Origin of the sequence: Sandarakinorhabdus oryzae (assembly GCF_009733735.1) — a bacterium.
Classification (GTDB): Bacteria; Pseudomonadota; Alphaproteobacteria; order Sphingomonadales; family Sphingomonadaceae; genus Sandarakinorhabdus; species Sandarakinorhabdus oryzae.
On sequence record NZ_WNJP01000312.1, the window covers coordinates 1 to 1,490 of the forward strand.

Sequence of the window (1,490 nt, forward strand, 5' to 3'; positions counted from 1 at the left end):
CTGCCGCCGCCGGCGCGCCCGCTGGCGCTGGTGATCGCGCCGACGCGCGAGCTGGCGCTGCAGGTCGCCAAGGAACTGGCCTGGCTCTACGCGCCGGCGCGCGGCCGCATTGCCACCTGCGTGGGCGGCATGAACCAGCAGATGGAACGGCGCTCGCTCAGTGCCGGCACCCACATTGTCGTCGGCACGCCCGGCCGCCTCCGCGATCACCTCGAACGCGGCGCGTTGCTGCTCGACAACTGCAAGGTCGTCGTGCTCGACGAAGCCGACGAGATGCTCGACATGGGCTTCCGCGAGGATCTGGAAGAAATCTTGGATGCAGCGCCGCCGGAACGCCGCACCCTGATGTTCTCGGCCACCATGCCCAAGGGCATCGCCGAACTGGCCCGCGATTATCAGAAGGATGCGCTGCGCCTCGCCACCGCCGGCCGCGCCAGCGCCCATGCCGATATCAGCTATCAATGCGTGGCAACCGCGCCGGCCGATATCGAGGCCGCTGTCGTCAACCTGCTGCGCTTCCACGAAGCGCCGACCGCCATGCTGTTCTGCGCCACGCGCGACAATGTCCGCCGTCTGCATGCCAGCCTGACCGAGCGCGGCTTTGCCGCCGTGGCACTTTCGGGCGAGCACAGCCAGTCCGAGCGCAACCAGGCGCTGCAGGCGCTGCGCGATCGCCGCGCCCGCCTGTGCGTGGCGACCGACGTGGCGGCGCGCGGCATCGATCTGCCTGGGCTCTCCCTGGTGATCCATGTCGAAGTGCCGCGTGACGCCGAAACCCTGCAGCACCGTTCCGGCCGCACCGGCCGCGCCGGCGCCAAGGGCACCGCCGTGCTGATCGTGCCCTATCCCGCCCGCCGCCGTGTGGAACGCATGCTGCATGGCGCCGGCGTGAAGGCCGAATGGGTCCCCGTGCCGACACTGGAGGCCATCGCCGTGCAGGATCGGGCCCGCCTGCTCGAAAGCATTGGCGAAGGCATTGGCGCGCTGGACGAGGAAGACAAGCGCCTGGGCGAGGAACTGCTGACCCGCCACGGCGTTGACGAGATTGCCGCCGCGCTGGTGCGCATGCACCGCGCCCGCCTGCCGCAGGCGGAAGAGCTGGTGGACGCCGGCCCGGCGCCAAGACAGGAGCGCCGCGACAGCCGACGCGGTAACGATGGGGGCAATGACGCTGGCCGCAGCAATGACCGCGGCGGTGAAGGCGTGTGGTTCCGGCTCGACGTGGGGCGCCGCGACAATGCCGACCCGCGCTGGATCATCCCGCTGCTGTGCCGGCGCGGCGGTGTGACCAAGCCCGATATCGGCGCCATCCGCATCTTCCCCGGCGAGACGCTGGTCGAAATCGCGCCCGACATGGCAGAGCGTTTCGTCGTGGCCCTGAAGCGCCACGCCACCCGCAAGGGCAACAGCGCCGAGGACCAGATCGCCATTGTGCCCGCCGGCGGTCCGCCCCAGCAGCGCCCGCCGCAGCCGCGCACCCTGTCGCCGCG

The 1,490-nt window shown here is 70.9% G+C and carries 1 protein-coding gene; it reads left to right on the forward strand.

Annotated elements, in window-relative coordinates; translation table 11 throughout:
- Window positions 1-1,490 (forward strand): DEAD/DEAH box helicase (locus GJ693_RS15925; RefSeq protein WP_156257206.1); only part of this gene is annotated, 1,490 nt, incomplete at both ends.